This is a genomic window from Coprococcus sp. ART55/1, from assembly GCF_000210595.1.
Lineage (GTDB): Bacteria > Bacillota > Clostridia > Lachnospirales > Lachnospiraceae > Coprococcus > Coprococcus aceti.
In genome coordinates this window covers 2,109,767-2,134,705 of sequence record NC_021018.1, presented here as the reverse complement: position 1 = coordinate 2,134,705, position 24,939 = coordinate 2,109,767, and the positions used below count along the sequence as shown (strand labels likewise).

General features: G+C 46.2%; 20 protein-coding genes and 2 pseudogenes. 8 read left to right on the top strand and 14 right to left on the bottom strand.

From position 1 onward, the window contains the following. The 9 genes and pseudogenes from CCU_RS09605 to CCU_RS09565 form a co-directional block, all read right to left on the bottom strand. Positions 1–413, bottom strand: a pseudogene (locus tag CCU_RS09605) (D-alanine--D-alanine ligase A); the annotation flags it as partial. Between the two features lie 87 nt (positions 414–500). Further along, positions 501–995, bottom strand: a complete 495-nt coding sequence (locus tag CCU_RS09600) for a hypothetical protein (RefSeq protein ID WP_015534487.1) — start codon at positions 993–995, stop codon at positions 501–503. Between the two features lie 28 nt (positions 996–1,023). Further along, positions 1,024–2,217, bottom strand: coding sequence for a hypothetical protein (locus CCU_RS09595; RefSeq protein WP_156327885.1), 1,194 nt, complete (start codon positions 2,215–2,217; stop codon positions 1,024–1,026). A gap of 383 nt (positions 2,218–2,600) precedes the next feature. Beyond that, entirely contained in the window at positions 2,601–4,091 is a 1,491-nt protein-coding gene (locus CCU_RS09590) for a spore germination protein (protein ID WP_015534485.1), read from the bottom strand. A 151-nt stretch (positions 4,092–4,242) separates the two neighbouring features. After that, positions 4,243–4,914: a GntR family transcriptional regulator gene (locus tag CCU_RS09585; protein ID WP_015534484.1), complete on the bottom strand. Its 672-nt coding sequence runs from the start codon at positions 4,912–4,914 to the stop codon at positions 4,243–4,245. After that, positions 4,914–5,795, bottom strand: coding sequence for a 4-(cytidine 5'-diphospho)-2-C-methyl-D-erythritol kinase (ispE, locus tag CCU_RS09580; protein WP_015534483.1), 882 nt, complete (start codon positions 5,793–5,795; stop codon positions 4,914–4,916). The genes CCU_RS09585 and ispE overlap by 1 nt, the downstream gene beginning before the upstream one ends. A 47-nt stretch (positions 5,796–5,842) precedes the next feature. Beyond that, positions 5,843–6,406, bottom strand: a complete 564-nt coding sequence (locus tag CCU_RS09575) for a flavin reductase family protein (RefSeq protein WP_015534482.1) — start codon at positions 6,404–6,406, stop codon at positions 5,843–5,845. 283 nt (positions 6,407–6,689) lie between these two features. Beyond that, on the bottom strand, positions 6,690–7,166 hold the full coding sequence (locus tag CCU_RS09570; protein WP_015534481.1) for a DUF4358 domain-containing protein: 477 nt from the start codon (positions 7,164–7,166) through the stop codon (positions 6,690–6,692). A gap of 15 nt (positions 7,167–7,181) precedes the next feature. After that, a complete protein-coding gene (locus CCU_RS09565; RefSeq protein ID WP_208896149.1) occupies positions 7,182–8,159 on the bottom strand; it encodes a hypothetical protein in 978 nt (325 codons plus the stop codon). 218 nt (positions 8,160–8,377) lie between these two features. On the opposite strand from CCU_RS09565, the gene CCU_RS09560 reads away from it, so the two are divergent. The 6 genes and pseudogenes from CCU_RS09560 to CCU_RS14790 all read left to right on the top strand — a co-directional run bounded on the left by CCU_RS09560 (position 8,378) and on the right by CCU_RS14790 (position 14,912). After that, a complete protein-coding gene (locus CCU_RS09560) occupies positions 8,378–9,382 on the top strand; it encodes an aldose 1-epimerase (protein ID WP_015534480.1) in 1,005 nt (334 codons plus the stop codon). A 134-nt stretch (positions 9,383–9,516) separates the two neighbouring features. After that, the gene (locus CCU_RS09555; protein ID WP_015534479.1) at positions 9,517–11,718 is read left to right on the top strand and encodes an InlB B-repeat-containing protein; all 2,202 of its coding nucleotides are present in this window, start codon (positions 9,517–9,519) and stop codon (positions 11,716–11,718) included. Positions 11,719–11,892: 174 nt separating this feature from the next. Beyond that, the gene (locus CCU_RS09550) at positions 11,893–12,603 is read left to right on the top strand and encodes a substrate-binding domain-containing protein (RefSeq protein WP_015534478.1); all 711 of its coding nucleotides are present in this window, start codon (positions 11,893–11,895) and stop codon (positions 12,601–12,603) included. A gap of 61 nt (positions 12,604–12,664) precedes the next feature. Then, positions 12,665–13,384, top strand: a complete 720-nt coding sequence (locus tag CCU_RS09545) for an ABC-type sulfate transport system, permease component (protein WP_015534477.1) — start codon at positions 12,665–12,667, stop codon at positions 13,382–13,384. A gap of 1 nt (position 13,385) precedes the next feature. Then, positions 13,386–13,946: pseudogene (locus CCU_RS14795) on the top strand (sulfate/molybdate ABC transporter ATP-binding protein); the annotation flags it as partial. Between the two features lie 12 nt (positions 13,947–13,958). Beyond that, entirely contained in the window at positions 13,959–14,912 is a 954-nt protein-coding gene (locus tag CCU_RS14790; RefSeq protein ID WP_172682084.1) for a LacI family DNA-binding transcriptional regulator, read from the top strand. A 93-nt stretch (positions 14,913–15,005) separates the two neighbouring features. On the opposite strand, the gene CCU_RS09530 is transcribed toward CCU_RS14790, so the two are convergent. Continuing rightward, positions 15,006–15,638 carry a hypothetical protein gene (locus CCU_RS09530; RefSeq protein ID WP_015534475.1) on the bottom strand — a complete coding sequence of 211 codons (633 nt, stop codon included), beginning with the start codon at positions 15,636–15,638 and terminating at the stop codon, positions 15,006–15,008. 271 nt (positions 15,639–15,909) lie between these two features. On the opposite strand from CCU_RS09530, the gene CCU_RS09525 reads away from it, so the two are divergent. Continuing rightward, entirely contained in the window at positions 15,910–18,393 is a 2,484-nt protein-coding gene (locus tag CCU_RS09525) for a GH36-type glycosyl hydrolase domain-containing protein (RefSeq protein ID WP_015534474.1), read from the top strand. A gap of 198 nt (positions 18,394–18,591) precedes the next feature. On the opposite strand, the gene CCU_RS09520 is transcribed toward CCU_RS09525, so the two are convergent. Both CCU_RS09520 and CCU_RS09515 read right to left on the bottom strand, forming a co-directional pair. Next, the gene (locus tag CCU_RS09520; RefSeq protein ID WP_015534473.1) at positions 18,592–19,353 is read right to left on the bottom strand and encodes a M23 family metallopeptidase; all 762 of its coding nucleotides are present in this window, start codon (positions 19,351–19,353) and stop codon (positions 18,592–18,594) included. An 83-nt stretch (positions 19,354–19,436) separates the two neighbouring features. Further along, positions 19,437–20,402, bottom strand: a complete 966-nt coding sequence (locus CCU_RS09515) for a SpoIID/LytB domain-containing protein (RefSeq protein WP_015534472.1) — start codon at positions 20,400–20,402, stop codon at positions 19,437–19,439. Between the two features lie 246 nt (positions 20,403–20,648). On the opposite strand from CCU_RS09515, the gene CCU_RS09510 reads away from it, so the two are divergent. Continuing rightward, positions 20,649–20,864 (top strand): cold-shock protein, encoded by a 216-nt coding sequence (locus tag CCU_RS09510; RefSeq protein WP_015534471.1) that lies wholly within the window; start codon positions 20,649–20,651, stop codon positions 20,862–20,864. Positions 20,865–20,971: 107 nt separating this feature from the next. Here CCU_RS09510 and CCU_RS09505 read toward each other — a convergent pair whose 3' ends face one another. Further along, positions 20,972–22,048, bottom strand: coding sequence for a glycoside hydrolase family 5 protein (locus CCU_RS09505; protein ID WP_015534470.1), 1,077 nt, complete (start codon positions 22,046–22,048; stop codon positions 20,972–20,974). A gap of 152 nt (positions 22,049–22,200) precedes the next feature. Beyond that, entirely contained in the window at positions 22,201–24,642 is a 2,442-nt protein-coding gene (locus CCU_RS09500) for a glycogen/starch/alpha-glucan phosphorylase (RefSeq protein WP_055222480.1), read from the bottom strand. Positions 24,643–24,939 lie beyond the last annotated feature (297 nt).

Genomic DNA, 24,939 nt, shown 5'->3' with positions numbered 1-24,939 from the left:
GTATAGAATTTATCCATGGATGCTGCCGATGCCAGAACGCCACATCCAACATATGGAATATCTGCCATTTCGAACAATCCCTGTATAGTTCCATCCTCGCCATACATACCGTGAAGTACAGGGAATATGACGTCCACCTTCTGGCGCTCCACACCTGCATCGGAGAAAACTATAAGCTCTCTTCTGGTGTCCGGTGAGATCACTGCTGTGACCTTGCTGTCATACCAGCTTCCATCCGCTATACTCTCTATATTATCTGCCTTTAACCATCTTCCATCCTTGGTAATGCCAACCAATGTCATATTATACTTTTCAAGATCAACCCCCTTGGCAACTGTCTGTACCGATATACATGAAACCTCATGCTCTGATGATCTTCCTCCAAATATTACAACCAAATTTTCCTTAGCCATGACATGTGCTCCTTATACTTTAATCCGCGGTGCACCCGGGGCACACCACAGGTCAAAGTATAACACCTGGGAATCAACTTTTCAACGTCACTTATCCCCCAGATCTATACATAATGTCTCATACATTCCGGGCGGACAGTCCTCCCCGGAATCGCCAAAATACTCATAAGAAAATCCGGAGTTTGCATCGGCATCCACGCCCCACGCATTTGCCGCGCTCTGGGCAATGTCATTTATATCCTCCATCGCCATGACAAGATTGTGGCGCATCTGTATATAACTCAGATTCTCATTGTAGTCGTTCCCAAGCCACATGCCGATCTGCTTCATGACTGTGTTGCCCACATAGCTCTCAAGCTCATCTCTCTCATCCTCAGACTTCATATCGCCATCATAATCGACCTTAAGCCTTATGACCCTTCCACTGTCATCCAGTGAATTGTTGTACATGACCGCATCCGCCATTATCTCCCTCGACACCTTATCCTTATATTTCTTCACATAAGAAACCTGTCCAAATATCACACCGCCGACAATTCCTATGAGGACACCCAGTATGGCCGCCCTGAACATTCTCCACATAAACAATACCTCCTGATCATCTAAGTCTCTATTCACCTATCCCATCTCTCGCGTATGTCGCCAGACACTGGCCTTCATAGTGTGTCTTAAGATATTCATTTGTATTGTTATCCCCGGATTTCTCCAGTATATTCTGTTCTATCACCACAGTCACATAGCTTGTAGCAAATTCCTTCTCAAGTTCGGCTGCAGCCTCGTTCATTACCTGGGTATCCTCCGCTACTATATACTCCACATGACTCGTATCGAGGGACTTCGCATGACTCTCATTATAACTTCTGCAAGCATCGGCAAATGAACCGGCGTCCACCTGGTACACCCCCTCCTCGGTCAGGGAATCCTCATCGTCGTCCAGTCCTGTTATGACCAGACTGTATCTCAGCCCGCCGCCGGCAGGCTCCTCCGTGCTGCGCTCTATGATGACCGCATTCACATAGTCCACATCCTCCACCGGCTTGTATTCACACCCACTCAATATACACGCCGTCAATAACACCGCCGCCAGTCCGGCAGATTTTTTTACAGGCCATTTCCCGGCAAGTGATGCCGCCGGCAATATTATCGATAGGGGTACATCCACCAGAATAAGATATCCGGAGATGATCTTTATACGGTCCTGCTGTCCGGGCAGCATCCCGGCCCACAGGCATACGGCAAATGCAAGGACTGCCCACAATGTCTTCCACAGCCATCTGTGCCGAACACCCAGTCTGTCCACAGCGCCCCATCCACCTATGACATTTGGAACCAGTGCCATCACACCGAACACGATGACAAGGTAACACACCAGCATGAGCGGCCTGAGCTTCACTCCGCCAGGCAGTTCCATGGCTCCCACTATATATAGTATATTTTTCTCCTTAGCCATGAGCGCACCCGTGCCCAGTGTACATATCACAATTATCGAACACATAATGCCTATTATGGTACTTGTGCCTACGGCTGCACACAACATTCCTCTTCGCCTCCGAATGACGTGTATATACACCAGCACCACCGTCTCCATAGCCGAGAATCCAAGAAAAAGCAGTCCTCCCCTAGCCATGACACGGCTTATGGTGAGATTCGCCCCGCCCTCGTCTCCTATCTCAGTCACAGTCTTAAGCACTGACAGATCAAGGTTACTCACAGAAGACAGAATGACCACAGCCCCCGCCGCGACAGCGAACCAGAACACGGACTCCGCAAACCTGACCATCCCCCTTGTGCCACGGCTACCCATATACAGACATGCAAACAACAAGGGGATTGAGATAGCAATTACCGTGTATCTTTTCAACATCAACTGCCTGGAACACTCGGCAAGGACAAACAGCAGCAAGCCCATCCTAACGGCAGTTCTCGCCCCATAAATCAATTCAATAGTCCTATTTTTGACTTTACCGCTTTCGCTGTTCCCTCTCTCATCAATCTTCATGTATACAATATATAGTGCTATCACGTAAGCAAAAGCCATGCATAGCGTCAAAAAAAGTGACAAAATCAGGCAATTTCTTCCAAAATATGAGGGTATTAATGTAGCTACAAAAGTTATCATCCCTGGCAAAACAAGCAAAGCCATCTTAAAAAAGGCAGAAAACGTCACATTATATTTATCATTCATATCTATTTTCTCTTTCTGACCAACCTGCACCGCTCGTCAGGATTGCTCCATTTAGGTCTGTTGATCATTTTCTTTATAGGCACGCGGACAACAAAGTCCTTATATCCCTCGCCAGTGTATCCACAGGTCACGACAGGGGACATATACGGCACGCCAAAGCTGTCCAGGGATGCAAGATGAAACACGAGAACCAGCATCGCAAGGATAAATCCAAGTATTCCATAAAATGCGCTGGTGATTATAATTACAAACTTAAGCAATCTGAAAACAGACGCAAACGCCTCATTCGGAATGGCAAATGAAGCTATAGCCGTGAGTGCCACAACTATCACAACCATTGTGCTGACTATCCCCGCCTCCACGGCTGACTGACCAACTATCAGACCGCCAACCACTCCTATCGTATTTCCAAGCTGGCTCGGCAGTCGTATCCCGGCCTCCCGGAGCAATTCAAACAAAAGCTCCATTATCAGCACTTCAACTACAACGGGGAACGATAGCTGGCTTCTCGCATCGGCTATCGCATACAGAAGCTTGTCGGGTATCAGTTCCCTGTGATAACAGGTGATCGCAATATAAAGTCCCGGCAGTCCCACCGCAATGAACGCCGCCACATACCTTATCATTCTGGCAAATGTCGCCACCGGCCATCTGTTATAATAATCGTCCGCCGTCTGAAACAGAGTGTTGATGGTGGCTGGAGCAATTATGACCTCAGGGGAATTGTCAAACACAACGACAACCCTGCCCTCCACCAGAGCCGCGGCCGCCTTGTCAGGTCTTGTGGTCGCCTGGTATATCGGAAATATCTCCTGCCATTTCTTCTCCATCAGATGTTCAGCCATACCGCTGTCAAACACCGCATCTATCTCATACTTATCGATGGTGTCCCTTATCTGCTGTACCAGCTCAGGCTCCGCTATATCTTCCATATAGAATATCCCGTACTCTGTTCTGGATCTGACGCCCATTGTCCCCTGTTCCAGCTTCAGATGTACATCCTTGATCCTTCTCCTTATCAGAGCTGTGGATGTCCTAAAGTTCTCATTGAAGCTGTCCCTCGGCCCTCTCATTCCTCCCTCGGTGGAGCTTTCCTCTATACCTCTCACAGGGAAATGTTTCGATGACACTACTATTGCCTGATCGCTCCCGGATACAAATATAGCCGTATCCCCCCTGAGAACCGCCCTGACAACGTTGTCCATGTCACTTTCCTGGGTATAATCCGCCGTCTGACCCTCGCAGGAGATTATATGCTCCCACAGATCTGCCGTGTCTTTATTCCGCCATTCCCAGGTTATTGGTTTTATTAATGTGTTCTCAATCAACTCATGATCGCACAGTCCATCTATATACACCACGTATATTGCCGGATCATCTCCCCAGGCACAGCGGTCCAGATCAAACCTTCGCTCCACGATATCGCTCCAGTTACCGAACATTGTCTCAATTTGTGTGATGTTTTCGTCTATTTTTTTACTGATTGAAGCCATTGTCCGCCGTAAACACCTCCAACATACCGTTTATCTTCTGTAATCTATCTTGTCCAACGGATGAGTTTTTATTCAGACATACACGTAAAAAGGCGGAACACGTTTTCACGCATTCCGCCTCTTATACAGGTATTTATTATTATGCATATTGTTATTTCTGTGCTATGACAACATTTGCGATCACGATCTGTTCCTGATCGTATATATGTATACGGGTTATCTCCTTGGCTTTCTCTTCATCCCTGGCTATTATCGCATTCATGAGAGCCTCATGCTCCGCTATAAGCTTGTCGTGATAGCTGAAATCCTTTACATACTCCACGCGGTATCTGTACACCTGCTCACGAAGACTCTGGGACATGCTGATCAGTCTCGGATTGTTCGTCATGTCCATTATAGTATTGTGAAATGCAACATCCGCATCTACTATCTCCGGGATTATCTTGGAGCTTACCGCTTTCTTGAAGTCGGCATAGGACTGCTTCAACCGCTCTTTTCCCTCGTCGTCTATCCTTTTGCAGGCAAGCCCTGCCGCAAGATCCTCAAGCGCCATCCTGATCTCAAGCGCATCGCTCAGATCCTTTGCCGTTATCCTAGCAACCTCTGCTCCCCTTCTCGGGATCATGACCACAAGCCCTTCAAGCTCAAGCATTCTCATGGCCTCCCTGACAGGGGTACGGCTTACGCCAAGCCTCTTCGCAAGAGTGACCTCCATAAGTCTCTCCCCCGGCTCAAACTCACCATGAACTATAGCATTCCTCAAAGTCTTAAACACTACCTCTCGAAGAGGCAGGTACTCATCCATATTCAATCTAAGATCCATCACATACCTCTTCTTATGTTATACGGGTTGACGGCATACGCAGCCTGTATCTCGTCCTTTTCACGCAGCATATCTACTACCCTTTGTGCCAGTTCTTTATCCCTGTTGTCATATATTCCGAACACTGTCGGCCCACTGCCACTCATGAGCACTCCCATGGAGTCGTTCTCCGCTATGAGCTTCTTGACTGAATCTATCACAGGATTTGCAGGTATCGTAACCGTCTCGAGCACATTTGCCATTCTGTCTGTTATTCCCTTCAGATCTCCGGTCTTGAGTGCATCCACCATGCCATCGATATCTGGATGCTCCTCCAGCAGATCCACCTTCAGGTTCTGGTATACCCATTTTGTGGACACTCCGATCGCTGGCTTCGCTATGACGATCAGGCAGTCCGGCATAGATGGAAGTGGTGTAAGGATCTCTCCTATTCCCTCCGAGAGTGCCGTACCCTGCATGATACAGTAAGGCACATCTGCGCCGAGCTTCACTCCATGTTCCATGAGCTGTTCATCGGAAAGGTTCAGTCCAAACAGCATATTCATCGCCTTGAGGGCTGCCGCTGCATCAGCGCTTCCCCCTGCCATTCCGGCTGCAACCGGTATGTGTTTATCCACGGTTACATGAACACCCTTGTCTATTCCATATATATCCTTCATCATCCGGCACGCCTTGTATATGATGTTATCCTTCACATCCGGCAGCTCCGACGAATCCGATGTTATAACGATCTCGTCTGTGGTGACATCGCAAAATGTCAGTTCATCCCACAGATCGACCGTCTGCATGATCATTTTCACCTCATGATATCCATCCTCACGTCTCCTGACCACGTCGAGACCGAGGTTTATCTTTCCATATGCCTTTAATGATATTTCCATTTTCTCTCCTGTCCGTGACATTTCCCCTGCAGCTTTTCAGCCTGCGATCACTTTTTTCTAACAGAATATCCAAATTTGCCGAGTTTGTCGCCAAGTGCAAAATACTCTCCATGTGAATATGCGACAAGTCCCGTGCTGTTGAGGTTGAATTTGCCGGTCTTATCCATGTATTCATCACTTATCTGGACTCCGACCACCTCAGCGATAAACATGTGGTGGGATCCAAGCTCAACTACCTGCTTTACCTTGCACTCTACGTTCACCGGACTCTCCTCTATAGCCGGGCATGACACATTCACGCCGTCACATGCATGGAGGTTCATCTCCTTGAATTTATCCACGTCTCTTCCTGACTTCACACCACAATAATCAGTTGCAAATGCCAGTTTCTCGGTGACGAGATTTATGGTAAATTCTCCTGTCTCCTTGATTATGTCGTAGGAATATCTCTCCGGACGCACCGATATGGACACCATTGCAGGATCGCTGCATATGGTACCGGCCCACGCTATCGTCACTATGTTTGGCTTCTCTCCTGGTCTCTGGCAGCTCACCATAACTGCCGGAACCGGATACAACATATTTCCTGGTTTCCAATTCTGTTTTGCCATGTCTATACCTCTTTCTCTATTGACCTTCAACTCATTTTCAGCCACTTTCAGTCACTGTGGCGCAACGCACCACAGTGCTGATATCTCAAGCTGTCAATTGTTCGTATTTTGTATATTGTATACATTATACATAATAATACATGCCAGTGCATAAAATTACAACCGCATACAGCGCTCTTTATTTATCTTATTTTATTGACAGCGGATTTATTACTATAATATGAATGATCTGTCCCAGTGTTACACAAGGAAATGCAGACAAAAAAAATGATCACCCGGAAGATCATTCCAGATAATCACTTATTATTCCCTGTGCCGTTTCGCTGTCATCGGACACCATGTATACCACAAATGTATCATGCACATACAGAACCGCATCATCAAGTCTGGCGGCCTCCGACGATTTGTAATCAAGGTACATCTGCAACTGTGAGTCGCGTCTTTTCTTCATATCCGCCAGTATGCCCTGGGCATCGACCGTTGACGACGCCTGAAATACTGCGAGCTCCTCGGCGGTGGCTCCCGTTGACATGTACACTGCACTGTCCTGCACCTGAACGCTGTCTATACCATAATATCTGAGCGCCGTCTCAGAGGAGACCTCCTCCACGGAATCCTCAAACTTCACGTTCTGCATGAGCATATCAGCCAGAGAGTGCACATCCGGCGTATCTGCCTCGTCGTCTCCATTTCCTGCGCATCCCGCAAGCGAACAGATCATCAGACAGCATGCAAACAAATATATTTTTCTTTTTATCATATGCCTCCGTCTCCACTATCTCCTGACATACACGTTCTTTCTGATGTAGTCCATCATCTTGAGACAATATTTCTTATTACAATGTTTTCCATCTATTCCCGCATTCTCCGGCAGAACACCATCCACAGACACGCTGTGAGCCACATCGAGATAGATCACCTGATCGTAGCTGCCACACATCTCCTGCATGAGAGAATTGAGCTTGTCCACACCCGGGTTGTTATACACCTGGTCTTTTGATGAAAGCTCCGCCGATACAGGAAGTACTGACATCACATATACATTTGCCGCAGGCTGTAACTGGGAGATCTGATCCAGTAAAGTCTTGTAGGCCGACATGTACCGCTCGTTATACCACGAAAGCTCCTCAAGCCCAAATGAAATGTATATATTCTCATAGTTCTTCATGCCAAGCATCTCGACAACCGTACACTGTTCTCCTGAATCGCAGGTGAACATCTTGGTATTAGAGACCTTCTCTATGTCCAGATTCTTCGCTACACACATATCCCAGTTGTCTACACCGCTGTACAGTCCCAGCGCCTCGGCTCTGGAATCACCTATGAGCAGAGATGTCGAGAAATACTGGTCATCCGTGGCATTCGCCGGCATGTATATATTGCTGTCATATTTGTCCGCTCCCTTGCCGCTCACATCAGGGTTGGTGTAATTGACAAATTGTACATACTGACCATTTCGCTGATCCGGAATGGCCGCATCCTCCGCAGTTGCCAGATACTGCTGTGCAGCCTCCTCCGTGTCACTGTATGACATATCCTGACTGCTGCTCTCACTTATATCTGCCGATGTTCCGCTCTCAGGCTGGAACTCCTCCTGGCCGTTCACATTCTTTTTCAGGTTGCCCTGTCCAAGCGCAAATATCATTATGACTGCGACGACCACTCCTATTCCGCTCTCGACGAGTTTCATTCTGCGGTGATGCCGCTTTCTGTATATCTTTTTTCTATAATCAGTGTTATTATTCTTAGTCACCTTCGACCTCCGAATTAACTAACTTTCATGTCTTTCGCAAAATATCCTATGATAGTATAGCAATTAATGATAAAATAATCAAGAACGCCGCGTTTTGTGAACCTCATTGTTGCCATACAATTTTTTCCGTGTTACTATTTCACATAGGAAAGTTCAATGTTTTTGTGGATTTCAGCATACAACTTAAACACAACATATTTATAGAAGAGGAGAACACGATGAACACTACAGCACGTACAATAGACTACAAGGGCGAGACTTGTATTGAACTTATATCAGGCGATTACCGTGCACTGATCGCACCATTTAACGGAAGCAACATTATGAAGATGGAGAACACAGCTCTGGATATTGATATATTCAGGAACGATCCTTCCCTGACTCCTGCACAGCTCAAAGCAGCAGCAGAGATCTACGGAATGCCTACCCTGTATCTCCCTAACAGACTGTCACACGGCAACTTAAGAACCTCCGATGCCATGTATCATTTCCCATGCAATGATCCTCTCGGCAACCATCTCCACGGTTTTCTTCATCTCAGAAACCACAGCATAGAGAGCGTGTCAGTGGATGGAGACAAGGCCATCGGCAAGACTTCATATGTATATGATGAGAAGGATGAGTTTTTCGCTACATACCCTGTGAGCTTCAGAGCAGACTTCACATTCACTCTTGCTCCGGACGGTATGCACTACGAGTTCACACTCACCAACCTCTCCGACAAGCAGATGCCGTACGGCGTATGTAACCACGTTGCATTTAAGGGGCCTTTCACAAGCACAGGAAAGGGCGAGGATGTACGTCTCTGTGTACCTGTTGGAGACAAATGGGAGCTTGATGAGCACGCTATCCCTACAGAGAAGAACCTTCCTATAACAGATTACGATCTCCAGTACAAGAACGGAACCATGGTACCTGTTCTGAAGGACATCGACAACGATCTCTACACAGCGGAGATGAACGAGCTGGACGGCAAGCCTTTCTACGGAGTATACGCAACTGATGTTGCCACAGGCAAGAAGGTCTGCTATGAGGTTGACGACACAATGAAGTTCTGGATCATGTGGAACGATCACGGCGACAAGGGTTACTTCTGTCCTGAGCCAATGAGCTGGAATATTGACGCTCCAAATCTCTCAGGAGCACCGGAGATCACAGGCTACACAGAGCTTGCTCCAGGCGAGTCCAAGACAGTAAAAGAAAGAATATTCACAATGGCATAAAACATGACATTTTCTATGGAACGGTCTCCCGGCGGAGGCCGTTCTTTCATATTATTAATTTTTCCCCTGTCTCGTTGTTTTTCTCCCCACGGTATAATAAAATTATTATAATACCATATGCAAGGAGGGATTCTATGAAAAAGATACTTAGATTTTTACTGGTTTTCGCGGCAATGTTCTGTATGACATGCTTCACAGCATTTGCAGAAGATACCGACGATCCAGACACATACTATCTGGAGTTGGATGCAGCAGGAGGACAATTATCAGGGGAGACTTCCACTGTGATAAGCAGCCCATCAGCAGAATTTACGACTGTTGACCTGTCAAAGTACAAGCCGGAGAAAGACGGCTTTACATTCACAGGATGGTACAATGACAAGACAAAGGTCACCAGCATTGACACATCATACTTCCAGTCTACAAACCGTATAAAGCTGACAGCGATGTACACCAAGGACAGCTTCTCCGGTTCAGGGCTCACCTTCACACTGAATGCAAATGGAGGCAAGCTCGGAGATGCGGACAGCGGAACATATGACTTTGATGTAGCAGGATCAGGATATGGCGTGGCACTGAACGACTACCCACCGACCCGTGAGGGCTATGAGTTCAAGGGCTGGAACACGAAGTCCGACGGATCAGGCAAGACCGTGAACATCATATACACCTCTTCCTTTGAGAAGGCGGCAGATAACGGATATGAGTATTCCGATACTGATGACTCATCGGCTAAAAGAAACCTGGTATTTTATGCGATGTGGAAATCAGACTCTGCTCCTACAGGCACCATCAGCATGGGCGATAAGAGCTGGAACGTTCTCCAGGATGTATCATCATTTGAGCAGTATTACAACAAGACCCAGAAGGTTACCATCACCTGTGACAACAACTCCGACCCTTCCATCACAGTCGGCTACCTGATAAGCGACTCAGCTCTGTCATCGGACGATCTGGGTGCAGCAACATTTACCAAGTATAAGAAAGCATTTTCCATAAAGGACGAGGGCAAATATGTTATATACGCAAAGCTTTCATCAGAGGACGGCAAAACAACATACTTATCCACAGATGGTTTCATCATCGACACACATGCGCCAAAGGTCACAGGAATCGCCGACGGAGAGACTTACTGCCTGTCAGCCGTGATGACCGTGAAGGAATCCCATCTGGCAAAGGTCACAGTGAACGGCGAGGAGAAATCCCTTGACGACGATCACTCACTTGCTCTGGAAGCCACAGATGGTGAGCAGACCATCATCGTATCCGACAAGGCGGGAAATGAAACCAAATTGACTGTAACAGTAAACAAGAAACACACCGCAGAAACCGACGACGGTGACTGCACGACACCTCAGAAATGCCGCTACTGCGGTGAGATCGTCGTAGAGGGCAAGAGCAGCCACGACCTCGGCAACTGGACAAGTGATGGCAACGGCAAAACCCATTCCCGCAAGTGCAAGAACAAGGGCTGTGGATATAAGGTCATCCAGGACTGCTCCGGCGGAACCGCAACCTGCCAGAAGAAGGCAGTGTGCTCTGTGTGCGGCAAGAGCTACGGCAAACTCAGCACAACGAACCACACAGACCTTAAGAAGACTGATTATGTAGCAGCAACCACCTCCAGCAAGGGCAATATAGAATACTGGTATTGCTCAGCCTGCAAGAAATATTTCAGCAACAAGGGCTGTACAAAGGAGATAAGCAAGGCTGACACAGTCATCGACAAGGCAGCACCCGAGATTATCGGCGGCAAGGGAAGCAAATGGAGCAAGGCCAGCAAGAACACTATCAAGTTCAGATCGAACGCTGAGTACGCTGACTTTGTCTGTGTCCTCATAGATGACAAGGAACTTGACCCTTCATATTACAACAAGAAAGAGGGAAGCATCATAATCGAGCTCAAGACGAGCTATCTTGAATCCCTCTCGGTCGGAAGCCACACCATAACCATCAGATCCAAGACCGGAGATGCTGTGACAACATTTACAGTGTCCAAGAAGGAGACTTCCGCAACCACACAGACAACTACCAGAGCCACAACCGAGGCGACAACGGCAAGTACGACCGAGGTCACCACAGAGTATAGAAATACATTTACCCCTGTGACGACCGAGGCGACCACAACTGAGATATCCACGATAGAGCGTACCACAACCGAGACAACCACTGAGGTCACAACAGAAAAGAGCACACTCACCGTGGGCAGCTACGCTTCCACTGATAAGAGTAAGAGTAAGGTACATAACCTTCAGCTCATAATCCTTATAACAGTGCTTGCGACCATTCTAATCTCGTTTGTGATAATCATAATTTCAGGTATGAAGAAGAAATAATACCGAAAAGTTCAATAAGGCAGCACGTCAGGACAACCTGACGTGCTGTTTTTCTATGTTTTTCCATGTGACAACGTTTTCACTCTTTTCTTTTGATTTCCAGCATTTACAAGCATATATTGCATACATACCCGATATGAAAACGGGAAATTAAAAAAAGAGAGGAAGAAGATTATGAAGAAACAATTGGCAACATTACTCGCAGTCACAGCACTTGGAATTGGAGTTCTGTCAGGATGCGGTGTGAGCGCAGCATCTAACTCAACCGGCAGCTCATCTGACTCAGCGGGCGCTATTGAGATAACGAACGTATCCTACGACCCAACCAGAGAGCTATACGCAGCGTACAACGATTTATTTGCAAAGCACTGGAAAGAGGAAAAGGGACAGGACGTATCAGTTGTTCAGTCACACGGTGGTTCAGGAAAGCAGGCGCTTGAGGTGGCAAATGGGCTTCAGGCCGATGTGCTTCTCGCATGGGAGAACGAGGCGTTCCTCTCACTGGATGAGCATCCTGGTGAGTACGAGATCGTGGTTCCTTCCGTATCTATACTGTGCCAACCTACAGTCTCAGTAGTCGACGAGGTGGTTGACAAGAGAGGCACAAGGGATGTCGCAACCGAATATCTGAACTACCTGTATTCCGACGAGGCACAGAAGCTTGAGGCAGAGTGGTACTACAGACCATCAGATCAGGATATCCTGAAGCAGTTCGAATATCAGGGACAGAGCAACACCATATCGGAGCTGCCACAGGACGGCAAATGGATCATAACAAATGTTGACCTCACAGACATATCACACTTCGGAGGCTGGACAGAGGCCAGCAAAAAGCATTTCGCGGACGGAGGGCTCTTTGACTCCATATACGAGGAAAAGAATTAATTTGAAATGGCAGTCTGGCGGGAAATCCAGATAATACATACAGGAAAGGAATGACTGAGACATGACACATCGGCACACACACGCAAAAAAGAAAAGTAAAAGCATCATACCGGGATTCGGTTTGTCATTTGGAATAGTAATGGCAATCCTCGGAATTATAGTGGTGATCCCCCTGTGCTCTCTGGTGGTATTCTCAGCCAGACTGTCACTATCCGAATTCTGGCAGACCATCACCAGACCGAGAGTTCTGTCCAGCTACGCAGTGAAGTCAATACTTCTCACCTTGAAGGTCGTAGTCATCACGGTGGTGGTCAACACAATTTTCGGACTTTATGCCGCGTGGCTCATAACCAAATTCACCTTCCGGGGCAAAAAGATCATATCAACGCTCATCGATCTGCCGCTTACCATATCCCCGATCATCGCGGGCCTTATATTCGTACTTACATTTGGCAGGCAGAGCTTCCTGTATCCATACCTTGAAAAGCTCGGGATACAGATATTCTCACAGATCACACTCCCCCACATACGCTGGGCTCTGCTGTACGGAATTGTACTGTGCTCCGCAAGGGCCATGGGTGAATTTGGAGCTGTGTCAGTTCTCTCGGGACATCTCAGAGGACTCACCAACACCATGCCACTCTATATCGAGCTGCTGTACCAGGCATTTGACTTCACAGGAGCCTTTGCCATGTCGTCCATACTGGTCATCATGGCAATCATCATACTGATACTTAGAAACATACTTGAACACAGAGGAAATAAAGAGGGAGGTATATGATATGAATACACCTGCAGATACACATTCATACGTAGAGCTCAGAAACATCAATAAAACATTTGGAGATTACAGGGCATCCGATGATGTCAGTTTCTCCATTGAGAAAGGAAAGCTCATCGGACTTCTGGGTCCAAGTGGAAGCGGCAAGACCACTATCCTCCGCATACTTGCAGGACTCGAGACCGCGGACTCAGGGGACATATACATAGATGGCAAAAAAGTAAATGACATTCCCGCCAGCAAGAGGGAGATTGGCTTCGTATTCCAGAATTACGCGCTGTTCAGATACAAGACAGTGTATGACAATATCGCATTTGGAATGAAGATACAGAAATACCCAAAGTTAGAGATCCGCGACAGAGTAACGGAGCTGATAGAACTGGTTGGACTGAAGGGCCTTGAGAAACGATACCCAAGGCAGTTGTCGGGAGGCCAGCGTCAGAGGGTCGCATTTGCCAGAGCTCTTGCCACCCAGCCACAGCTCCTGCTTCTCGATGAGCCATTTGCCGCTATAGATGCAAAGGTCAGAAAGGAGCTCCGCGCATGGCTCAGGGATAAGATCTGGAACGCAGCTATGAAGCTCAACTACACGCCAAACCAGTCTGCCCGCCAGCTCAAGAATGGAAAAGGCGCGACTGTGGAGAAAACCTACTATATAAATGTGCTCATGACCAGAATGGACTCTGCCACGTCGGACCCATTCTTTACAGAACTGCTGCATGTCATAGAGAGTGAGATCCACAAGAACGGATGCATCCTGTCCAAGGTATGGTATCGGTCCATCTTCTCCGACGACAGGAGATGCAGGTATGAGAACGTGGATTCTGTAATCCGCAGGATGTGCGAGGAAGCGGATGGCCACAACGACGGACTTATTGTCATCGGAAAATGCAACCGCGCAGCCCTGAAGAAGCTCAGCCAGTGCTATCGCAGCACAGTGTATGTCAACAGGGATTCTGCAAACGGCGAGGTGGATGAGGTCATCTGCAACGGTAGCCAGATTGCCAGAACAGCGGTTGAATACCTCATATCTCTTGGACATGAGAATATCGGATATGTGGGAAACTGCAATAACGAGGCCCGCTACAAAGGATATCTTGAAACTCTTCACGATCATGGACTTGATATCGACACGGACTACGTCATCAACACAAAGCTCAGCGAGGTTGAAGGATTTGAGGCCATGGAACACTTCATGAAGTCCGACAAGAGCCCAACCGGAATATACTGTGCCAATGACATAACGGCCATAGGGATGCTGAAGTACCTTGCCAAATGCAAGAACAGGTATTACACTCCTTCCATCATATCCAGCGACGGTATCGAGGAAGCCCAGTACACAACTCCGATGCTGACCACCGTGGAGATATCCAAGACGGACATGGGGCACTTCGCCCTGCAGCTTCTAATGGACAGACTCAAGGGCGGTCACAAGGGAGTCACAAGAATTGAGCTCCAGTGCAAGCTCATCAAGAGAGATAGCTGCACACTGGCAGAAGACAGCAAATGGTGCGAATATTACATTTAATATCCGCACCATTTGTCGTCTGTTCATGTATCCATGTCCATATATTCAGTTTCTGTATTCAATATCTGTATCCAGCAATTATCCTTCTCGTGACTACTCTGTCGTATCATCTGTAGTCGTATCTCCCGTAGTCATAACTGTTCCGCCGAGATACCACTCTCCATCCTTCTCATAACAAATGATATCCATGTCCAGATCATACGGTGAAGTCTGACCCTGGAATGTCATCATTATCTTTCCGGTAACTGGAATGACATAACCCTTTGATATACCTGCTTCCTTCTGGGTCTTTCCATATACAGTGCTGCTGACTGCCGCCAGATCGCTGGACTCTGCCACATGCCCATCACCCATGGTATAGCTGACTGTATATTCTATATTATTTTCTTTATAAGTCTGGAACACAGTGACCAGATCCTTTGACGAATCGCTGTCTATGGTATCAGGATCCATAACACTCTCCACCTTGTCAAGATCCGCTTCCTCAAGGCCCTCCATGTAGGTCTTTATCAGATCCTCGCTCTCTGATTTTCCGGTCATATTTTTTCTGACAACTATGTATATCACCACTACTATCACTGCTAACACGATCGCACCAAGTGCTATAAACAGCTTCTTTTTGCCTTCTTTTCTGCTCTCCTCCATAAGCTGTATATCACGCTCGTCCAGCTCCATATCATCCATTCCGCTTCCGCCTACATAATTCTTAGTTTCATTTTTTCCCATAGTAAATAACTCCTATACTGTTTTGATATTACACAGTATAACACAGCATAAGCATCAATTAATTACTCAAATACAGGAATTAATACATTTAGTAATTGTGCAATTTTCACTATAACTTTGTTGTGTTTTAAAGTCTTTTATTATATAATCAGAGTGTATGGCTGACTTTAAGGGAGAATTTAGCACAAGTCGATACAAAAGCGGCTTCGAGGGGGGCTGGCATAGCCATCTGGAAGCCTTCACAAAACATTGGAAGGAAGGTATATGCTACATGAAATTTGGTTATTTTGATGATGCCAACAAGGAGTATGTCATCACATCTCCTAGAACTCCTTATCCTTGGATCAACTACCTTGGAACACAGGATTTCTTTTCACTGATCTCCAACACTGCAGGAGGTTACAGCTTCTACAAGGACGCTCGTCTTCGTAGAATCACAAGATATCGTTATAACAACGTGCCTATAGATATGGGCGGACGTTATTTCTATATCAACGACAATGGTACAATATGGAATCCGGGATGGTCACCGGTAAAGACAGAGCTTGACGAGTATCAGTGCCGTCATGGTATGGGATATACAATCATCACAGGTAAGAAGAATGACCTTAAGGCTGAGGTTACTTTCTTTGTTCCTCAGAACTACGCTGGAGAGGTTCAGCAGGTCGTTCTTACAAATGAAGGCTCAGAGGAGAAGACATTCTCATTCTTCTCATTTGAGGAGTGGTGTCTCTGGGATGCACAGGATGACTGCACCAACTTCCAGAGAAACTTCAGTACAGGTCGTGTAGAGGTTGTCGGATCAACTATCTACCACAAGACAGAGTACAGAGACAGACGTGACCACTTCGCATTCTACACAGTGAATGACGAGATCGATGGTTACGATACAGACAGAGATTCATTCATCGGACTTTACAATGGCTTCCACAACCCACAGGCTGTTGAGGCTGGCAAGTCAAATGATTCATTTGCTGATGGATGGTCGCCTATCGCTTCACACTACAAGAAGATCACTCTTGCTCCAGGCGAGACAAAGACTCTTGTATTTATACTTGGATATGTTGAGATGCCTGTTGACCAGAAGTTCGAGGCAGACGGCAAGACTATCAATAAGGTAAAGGCTCTCGAGATGATCGAGAAGTACAACACTCCTGAGAAGGTTGCTGCAGGTCTTGAGGAGCTCAAGGAGCACTGGAACAGACTGTTGAGCATTCTCAACGTTAACACACCTGATGACAAGGTTAACCGTATGGTCAACATCTGGAATCAGTATCAGTGTATGGTTACATTCAACCTTTCACGTTCAGCTTCATACTTCGAGTCAGGTATCGGCCGTGGTATGGGATTCCGTGATTCCAACCAGGATGTGCTTGGATTTGTTCATCAGATCCCTGATCGTGCAAGAGAGAGAATCATCGATATAGCTTCAACACAGTTCCCAGACGGTGGATGCTACCATCAGTACCAGCCACTTACCAAGAAGGGTAACGCAGATATCGGTGGAGACTTCTCAGATGATCCATTATGGCTGATCCTTTCAGTTTCAGCTTATATCAAGGAGACTGGCGACTGGGGCATCCTTGACGAGATGGTTCCATATGACAACGATATGTCAATTGCAAAGCCTATGCTTGACCACCTCAAGGTTTCATTCTACAAGATCGTGAACAACCTTGGACCACACGGACTTCCACTTGCAATGAGAGCTGACTGGAACGATTGTATCAACCTTTCATGCTTCTCAGATACACCAGGTGAGAGCTTCCAGACATACACCAACCCTAAGTTCGCTGCTGAGGGTGGATACTCAAAGGTTGCTGAGTCAGTTATGGTTGCTACACTCTTCACATATGCAGGTCCTAACTACGTTGCTATCCTTAAGCACCTTGGAATGGACGCTGAGGCTGATGCTGCTCAGGCTGAGATCGACAAGATGAAGGCCAACATCATGGAGTCAGCATGGGACGGCGACTGGTTCCTCAGAGCTTACGATGCAAACGGTGAGAAGATGGGATCCAAGGAGTGCGAGGAAGGTCAGATCTTCATCGAGCCACAGGGATTCGCTATCATGTCAGACATCGGTAAGGATCAGGGCTGCGACAAGAAGACTCTTGCTGCAATCGATGAGAGACTTAATACACAGCACGGACTTGTACTCAACAACCCAGCATTTACAAAGTATTACATCCAGTATGGTGAGATTTCTACATACCCAGGTGGATACAAGGAGAATGCCGGAATCTTCACACATAACAATGCATGGATCATCTGTGCTGCTGCTTACGCAGGTGCCGGTGATCAGGCATTTAAGTACTACTCAGAGATAGCTCCAGCTTTCACTGAGGAGACATCAGATATACACAAGACTGAGCCATATGTATACGGCCAGATGATCGGTGGTAAGGATGCCGGATCTGATATCGGCAAGCCGGGCAACCACTTCGGTCAGGGTAAGAACTCATGGCTGACTGGTACTGCTGCTTGGAACATGGTAGCTATATCACAGTACATCCTTGGTATCTCAGCAGACTTCGATGGTCTGAAGATCGATCCATCAATTCCTGCTGCATGGGATGGAATGACAGCTACACGTCAGTTCCGTGGTGCTACATACGACATCAAGGTTTCTAACCCAGCTCACATCAACAAGGGCGTTAAGAGCGTACTCGTTGATGGCAACGCTATCGAGGGCAACGTTATCCCAGCATTTGGCGATGGCAAGACTCACTCAGTAGAGGTTGTAATGGGCTAATATAGACCGTGGATTATAAAGCACATTTAAGAAAATATACGTAAGTATATAGTGCAAAAGCCCCACAATATCTATTTTAGATATTGTGGGGCTTTTTTGTTTATATGACCTATCTTCTTCATCCCGCCACGGGATTGTCGCAAAACGCTGTGTTATCCTCGCAAAAGATACAAATTAACAACCTGTCCAACCCTCCATCTACTGTATAAGCAGCATCGGATCCACAGGATTGCCGTCCTTCTCGACTGCAAAATAGAGATTGCTTCCTTCCTCGCTGTAGAATCTGCTTGGCTCGCCAACGGTTCCCACTACCTGGTCGGCATCCAGATGCTCGCCAAGTGCAACCTTCACATCCTGAAGCTGTCCAAGTGTCACGGTGTAGCCGTCTCCAAGCTCAAGCTTGACGTAATTGCCCAGCTCTGGGTTGCTTGAGACCTCCGCTACCTTGCTCTCATATACAGCCTTGACCTCATCGCCCGTCTGCGCCTCAATTACCATTGCAGGGCTGCACTTGTATTCCTTGAGTGTCTCAAAATACACTGTCGTATCCATGCTGTAAGGAATTATCACATTGCCATTTATAGGCCATGATATGCTATCCTTTGGATCGTAATGCAGGCTGTCATTTGAAACTCCTGAAGCTCCAGTCTCAGCACTCTCACTCTCCGCTGTGGATGCAGCGGAATCCTCTATGGTATTATCCGTCTCAATATCTTTCTGCTCTGATGTACCTTCATCCGACACTCCGCTGTTCTTATCATTTTTCTTATCGTTCAAAGCTTCCTTCGCATCGGCTTCCGTCGTACTGTCATTCGGCGTATTCTGTCCTATTGTTATGGTCTTCTCCTTTGAATTGGTCTGTGCGTTATAAAGTCCGAGCACTGTCACAAGCACTGCCATGCCTGTGATGAGCGAGATATAAAATATATTCTTCTTTATGCCGCCCAAAAATTTCTTCATATTCATCACCTCATCTGTATCATGTCCACTTATTGGCACTTATATACAGATGATTTGAATGTGTAAATATTTTTTATCAACCTTTATTTTGCAATCTCTATTCCAGTATAATAATACCTGAGGATCTGATCATACTTCTCTCCATTTTCCGCCAATACAGACGCCCCATACAGTGACATTCCCAGAGAATCTCCAACGCCCACCGTTATGATCCTGTATCCATCCTTAACCTTATCTATGTGTATATTCGTCGAGGCAAGTCCCAGTTGTTCTTTGAAAACATCAGCCTCCAGCTCGCTCCCAAATACATTTATGGTCTGTGCAAATCCAGATTCTGTGGCTGTCATAACCTTGACCTCATCCGTCATATTGTCAGCGTCTATCCATTTTCTGAATATCTTCTGAAGCCTGTCCCCGCTGTATATCTCAGTGGTCGAAAAGTCCTCCGCCATCTGATCCACATCACTTGCCACCTGCCTGAGATACGGTATGTCATGCCCATATATTTCCTGTGCACTCACAGTATGCCCTGTACTTATCATATGATACGCCGGAAGTATTACCTCTCCACCGTATTTCATAACCTGTCCACCGGTCGCATACACCGCCTTCTCCGCCCTTCTCATTATCCCGGAGCACTCGCCTCCCCATTTCTTCTTGAGCTGCGATTCCGTATATCTTATCTCCCGGAGCTGGGACTCATTTATAAGATTCTTTGTCTGCCCCTGTGTGGCGGAATTTCTGTCATTTTCATCCATCTGGTAATAGATTCCGGTCCTAACCACAACTGCGACCGCCTTGAGCATTTCATCGCTCCATTTGTCACTCATCATTCCCGCCAGCGTCGATGCTGTATACTCTTCCACATCCACGAGGGAATACTCCCCATTATCATAAATACACACATTGCGTCCGCTTTTTGCCGATCCGTCAGTGTTATCTCCCCCAACCGCCTTGTCGTATATTCCTGATATTATGTAAGCAAGTGCCATAGCACACGCAATCCCTATAATGATCGTCTTTGCATTCCTCATTTCACCCTCCCGCATTTTTATACCTCTTATATATATATCGTTTTTACACTGCTCATATACCCTTTTTACTGAGAAATCTTAACGCAAATTTTAGTCGTATCGTTTATTGACAAATGCAACATGACATAATATGATAATAGCGTATTCAAGATTAACGGTTCGATTGCTATATAAGGTAAGCTTTTCTTTGGAGTATTCTCTATAAGGTATATTGTAGTGTTTTCATTGAGTACAAATTTTCATTTTTAGGAGGTACTCGTGATGAAGAACGGTACAGTTAAGTGGTTCAACGGAGAAAAGGGTTATGGATTCATCTCAGATGATGAGACAGGAAAGGACGTATTTGTTCATTTTTCAGCAATCAACTCTGATGGATATAAGACTCTTAACGAGGGACAGAAGGTTACATTTGACGTAGAGGCTGATCCTAAGGACGCTTCTAAGGAGAGAGCAACTAACGTAACAGTTGTAGCTTAATTCACATATAACCATTAACACAAGAACAGGCGCTATACAGATCTTTGATCTATATAGCGCCTGTTTTTTATTGCTTGTTAATATCACGGTTTCCTCACGGCTTCCCGTTACGCCCTGCTTCCGAGAGCCTTCTTGCGGGCTCTGTATTTCGCTCTTATGTATCTGCCAGCTGCAGACAGCTCTGTAGTCTTCCACCTGCTTGTTTTCTTCGTCTTAGACGAAAGCAATGAACACGACTCATTCTTGTTGCTGAGACTCCAGCAGAAATAGCTGACATTCGCCTTGTTGAGTCTGGTCAGCCATTTGCCGGTGTAGGCTTTGCTTATGCCTCCATCGCCGCTTGCCGCGGACATTCCGAACTCTGTGACTATGACCGCTATCCCCTTCTTCCTTGCGTATGCAAGCTTCGCAGGAAGATACTGGTTGTGGCTCCACTCATTTGCATAGAAATGGAGTGAGTACATTATATTCTTGTAGCCCTTGATAGGGTTATCCGCAACCTCATTGTGTGTGCCATCCGAACCGAGCTGGGACCATGTCGGCGTTCCCACTACGATGATCGCCTTCTTGTCATACTTTCTTATGACCTTTATGACCTGGGACGCATATCGCTTGACAGTCTTCCAGTCGCAGCCATTTGGCTCATTGCATATCTCATAAATGATATTTTTCTGTTTCTTATACTTCTTCGCCATAGTTGCAAAGAATCTTCTTGCCTCTGCAACCTGTGTCATAGGATTCCCGTCGTTGAGTATGTGCCAGTCGATGATCACATACATGCCGAGGTCGGTCGCATATTTCACGCCCTTGTATATCTGATTTCGAAGTGCCGCTTTGCTGCCGCCCGCGCAATAGCCGTTGTATTCAGATGTATACATGGCAAGTCTTACCGCATTAACTCCCCAGTCGTCTCTCAGAGTCTTGAACGCCGCCTTGTTCACATAAGGATATCCCACATCCCAGTTGATACCGTGTGTGCTGATTCCCCTGAGCTGGAATTTCTTGCCTTTGGCATCCACCAGATCTGCCCCCTTCACAGACAGTCTTCCATGTGTCGCCACCGGCGTCTTTACCTTCGTAGCTGCAAATGCATCACAGTTCGGCTGTACGGCAACCGCTGTAAATATCATTGCAAATGCGAGCAGCAGAGCCGTGAGTCTGTGTCTCAATTTTCTACCTTTCATATGTTTATAACCCCCTTTTCATCACAACGTAACATATATATATCATAACATAGGCGCGGATGTATTAACAGATGCAAAATAAAAACGGACACCATACGATCCTTACCATATGATGTCCGTCCTTTATTTTGTTATTTCATTCTATCTGATAATTACTTATCAAGGGAAACCTTAACCTTCTTAAGCTTCCAGATCTCCTTTGCATACTCCTCGATAGTTCTGTCTGATGAGAACTTTCCAGCACATGCTGTGTTGAGCATAGCCATCTTTGCCCAGCCCTTCTCATCCTGGTATGCCTTATCAACCTTCTGCTGAGCCTCTGCATATGAATCGAAGTCCTTAAGGATGAAGTATACATCTTCCTTTGTAAGAGAATCATAGAGATCTCTGAATCTGTCCGGATCATCCGGTGCATAAGTACCATCGATAAGCTGTGTGAGAACTCTTCTTACAGCCTGGTTGTTATTGTAGATATCCATTGGGTTGTAGCCGCCCTCGCGCTCATACTTCATAACCTCTTCTGCTGAAAGTCCGAAGATAAATGCGTTCTCGATGCCAACTTCCTCAACGATCTCTACATTTGCTCCATCCATGGTTCCAAGTGTAGGTGCACCGTTCAGCATGAACTTCATGTTACCTGTACCTGAAGCCTCTCTTGAAGCTGTTGAGATCTGCTCTGATACATCTGCTGCTGCGAAGATGATCTCGGCATTGGATACTCTGTAGTTCTCTATAAATACAACCTTGATCTTGCCTTCGATTGAAGCATCGTTGTTGACAACATCTGCAACTGAGTTGATGAGCTTGATGATAAGCTTAGCTCTCTTATATCCTGCTGATGCCTTTGCTCCAAAGATGAATGTTCTTGGGTACATATCGAATTCTGGCTCTGTCTTCAGTCTGTTATACAGATGCATAACATGAAGGATGTTCAGAAGCTGTCTCTTGTACTCATGAAGCCTCTTAACCTGTACATCGAAGATTGAACGAGGATCTACATCCACATTGTTGTGCTCCTTGATGTACTTTGCAAGACGGATCTTGTTCTGGTACTTGATGTTCATAAACTCATGCTGGCACTTCTCATCGTTCACATATACCTTAAGCTTCTTAAGGTGTGAAAGATTGGTTATCCACTCGTCACCGATCTTGTCTGTGATCCAGTTTGCAAGAAGTGGGTTAGCATGAAGCAGGAAACGTCTCTGAGTGATACCATTTGTCTTGTTGTTGAACTGCTCTGGTCTCATCTCATAGAAGTCCTTAAGCTCTCTCTCCTCAAGGATCTTGGTATGAAGAGCTGCAACACCGTTTACTGAGTAAGAACCTGCAATTGCAAGATGAGCCATCTTAACCTGGCCATCGTACAGAACTGCCATATTCTTAACCTTATCCTGGTTGCCTGGATACATCTCCTGGATCTTGAGAACGAATCTTCTGTTGATCTCCTCAACGATCTGGTAGATACGTGGAAGCAGTCTTGAGAACAGCTCGATAGGCCACTTCTCAAGTGCCTCTGCCATGATCGTATGGTTGGTGTATGCACATGTTCTTGTTGTAATATCCCATGCGTCATCCCACTCAAGGCCTTCCTCATCCATGAGGATTCTCATGAGCTCGGCAACTGCTACTGTTGGATGTGTATCATTCATCTGGAATGTTACCTTCTCTGGCAGCTTGTGGATGTCCTTGTTGAGCTCCTTGAACTTGAGGATTGCTCTCTGAACTGAAGCTGAGATGAAGAAATACTGCTGTCTCAGTCTGAGCTCCTTACCTGCGTAGTGATTGTCATTTGGATAGAGAACCTCAACGATAGTCTTTGCAAGGTTCTGCTGCTCTACTGCCTTCTCATACTCACCCTTGTCAAATGAGTCAAGGCAGAACTCCTGGATTGCCTCAGCATCCCAGATTCTAAGTGTATTTACAACGTTGTTGCCATAACCGATGACTGGAAGGTCATAAGGTACGGCACGAACTGACTGATATCCATCCTGTATAAAGTAGTTTCTGCCATTCTTGTTCTCAACTCTGACATATCCACCGAACTTAACTTCAACAGCGTACTCTGAACGCTTAACCTCGAATGGGTTGCCATCCTTGAGCCAGTCATCCGGCATCTCAACCTGATATCCATCCTTGATGCCCTGCTTGAACATACCATACTTGTATCTGATACCACAACCGTATGCAGGATAACCAAGTGTTGCCAATGAATCAAGGAAACAAGCTGCAAGACGTCCGAGACCGCCATTACCCAGAGCGGCATCAGGCTCCTGATCCTCTATAAAGTTCAGGTCAAATCCTAACTCGTCAAGTGCTTCCTTAACTGCATCGTAGTAAGTCAAGTTGATAAGATTGTTACCGAGTGCTCTACCCATAAGGAACTCCATAGACAGATAATAAACTGTCTTGACGTTCTTCTTCTCATACTCCTTGTGTGTAGCAATCCATCTGTCAATGATGTCGTCCTTTACTGCGTAGCTGACTGCCTGGAATACCTGCTGTGGAGTAGCCTCCTCGATAGGCTTGCGGAAAAGGGTCTTTACGTTAGTAATGACTTCCTTCTTGAAGCCTTCCTTATCGAAATCTGCTAACATCTTCATCTGATTCATTCCCTCCTTGGATAAATAGATATAATTTTTTCCATTTTCACTGTTTCATTCTATCATCAACCTTTTTTTTTAACAATACATGAGAAAAAATTTGTTAAATAACACTATAAAATTAGACTATGGTCAAATAGAATTTGCAGTTTTTTTACATAAAAGGCGATAAATGTCTGATAATATCGAGATTAATCGGGGGTTCTAGCGTTTTCAATGATTACCAGAATATTGTAAATGCACCACGTATACGATATAAAACCCCTGGGAGAGGCAACTCCCAGGGGTTTT

What these genes read in the sequence shown, in the direction of transcription:
- CCU_RS09600 (WP_015534487.1), bottom strand. Translation starts at nt 995, where the DNA reads ATGTGGAGAATGTTCAGGGCGGCCATACTGGGTGTCCTCATAGGAATT.
- CCU_RS09595 (WP_156327885.1), bottom strand. Translation starts at nt 2,217, where the DNA reads ATGGGTAGCCGTGGCACAAGGGGGATGGTCAGGTTTGCGGAGTCCGTG.
- CCU_RS09590 (WP_015534485.1), bottom strand. Translation starts at nt 4,091, where the DNA reads ATGGCTTCAATCAGTAAAAAAATAGACGAAAACATCACACAAATTGAG.
- CCU_RS09585 (WP_015534484.1), bottom strand. Translation starts at nt 4,914, where the DNA reads ATGGATCTTAGATTGAATATGGATGAGTACCTGCCTCTTCGAGAGGTA.
- ispE (WP_015534483.1), bottom strand. Translation starts at nt 5,795, where the DNA reads ATGGAAATATCATTAAAGGCATATGGAAAGATAAACCTCGGTCTCGAC.
- CCU_RS09575 (WP_015534482.1), bottom strand. Translation starts at nt 6,406, where the DNA reads ATGGCAAAACAGAATTGGAAACCAGGAAATATGTTGTATCCGGTTCCG.
- CCU_RS09570 (WP_015534481.1), bottom strand. Translation starts at nt 7,166, where the DNA reads ATGATAAAAAGAAAAATATATTTGTTTGCATGCTGTCTGATGATCTGT.
- CCU_RS09560 (WP_015534480.1), top strand. Translation starts at nt 8,378, where the DNA reads ATGAACACTACAGCACGTACAATAGACTACAAGGGCGAGACTTGTATT.
- CCU_RS09555 (WP_015534479.1), top strand. Translation starts at nt 9,517, where the DNA reads ATGAAAAAGATACTTAGATTTTTACTGGTTTTCGCGGCAATGTTCTGT.
- CCU_RS09550 (WP_015534478.1), top strand. Translation starts at nt 11,893, where the DNA reads ATGAAGAAACAATTGGCAACATTACTCGCAGTCACAGCACTTGGAATT.
- CCU_RS09545 (WP_015534477.1), top strand. Translation starts at nt 12,665, where the DNA reads ATGACACATCGGCACACACACGCAAAAAAGAAAAGTAAAAGCATCATA.
- CCU_RS14790 (WP_172682084.1), top strand. Translation starts at nt 13,959, where the DNA reads ATGAAGCTCAACTACACGCCAAACCAGTCTGCCCGCCAGCTCAAGAAT.
- CCU_RS09530 (WP_015534475.1), bottom strand. Translation starts at nt 15,638, where the DNA reads ATGGGAAAAAATGAAACTAAGAATTATGTAGGCGGAAGCGGAATGGAT.
- CCU_RS09525 (WP_015534474.1), top strand. Translation starts at nt 15,910, where the DNA reads ATGAAATTTGGTTATTTTGATGATGCCAACAAGGAGTATGTCATCACA.
- CCU_RS09520 (WP_015534473.1), bottom strand. Translation starts at nt 19,353, where the DNA reads ATGAAGAAATTTTTGGGCGGCATAAAGAAGAATATATTTTATATCTCG.
- CCU_RS09515 (WP_015534472.1), bottom strand. Translation starts at nt 20,402, where the DNA reads ATGCGGGAGGGTGAAATGAGGAATGCAAAGACGATCATTATAGGGATT.
- CCU_RS09510 (WP_015534471.1), top strand. Translation starts at nt 20,649, where the DNA reads ATGAAGAACGGTACAGTTAAGTGGTTCAACGGAGAAAAGGGTTATGGA.
- CCU_RS09505 (WP_015534470.1), bottom strand. Translation starts at nt 22,048, where the DNA reads ATGAAAGGTAGAAAATTGAGACACAGACTCACGGCTCTGCTGCTCGCA.
- CCU_RS09500 (WP_055222480.1), bottom strand. Translation starts at nt 24,642, where the DNA reads ATGTTAGCAGATTTCGATAAGGAAGGCTTCAAGAAGGAAGTCATTACT.